General features: G+C 71.8%; 1 protein-coding gene. It reads left to right on the plus strand.

Features of this window, described 5'->3' with window-relative positions:
• A partial coding sequence (locus tag FUT87_RS26050; protein WP_222617296.1) for a hypothetical protein occupies positions 1–518 on the plus strand: 518 nt, incomplete at its 5' end.
• Positions 519–656 lie beyond the last annotated feature (138 nt).

A 656-nucleotide genomic window follows, 5' to 3' on the forward strand; every position in this document is an offset into this window, starting at 1 on the left:
GTGCCGGGGCGCCGTTGCTCGTGATTTCGGACAGCACGCCCAGGAACCACGCGAGCGCGAAGGCGCTGATGGAGGGGCTGCTGCCCGGTTGCCCGGAGGCTGGCCACTTCGGCCTGCCGGCGGGGCAGCACGATCCGCTCTTCCAGGGCAGCGCCGGGTCGGACGAGGAGGTCTCCCCCGACGCGGTCAAGCGCCGGGACCGCATTCCCAAGGACGGGCTGGACGAACTCCAGGCCGTGCTCATCGGCGGCGCTCGCGAAGCGGATCGGCAAGCGGCCCGCGCGTCGGGGCACCAACTGCTGGTCGACCAGGCGGATCCACGCAAGCCGATGGGGACGCTGGCGGAGAACCTGATGCTGGAGTACGTCGAGGGCCTGCCAGCGCCAGCCTGGGGGCGCCTGGACGAGTCCGGCATCGGTCGGATCGTTGAACTGCACAACGCGGCGTTCGCGCAGCAGTGGAAGGACGATCCGGTCGCGGCGCGGCGGCGCGCCTCCGATCTGCTGGCGCGGATCTAAGTCGTCGCCCGGGCGGCGGCCCGGCGTGGTGGTCGGCAAGGACATGGCCGGGATTCTGGTCCATGCGCCGTTCGCCCCGATGGGGGTTGCGCACGGTCAGGCGCGTCATCGTGACGCGCGGCACGCGCCCTATAGTCC

Source organism: Mitsuaria sp. TWR114, assembly GCF_007997345.1.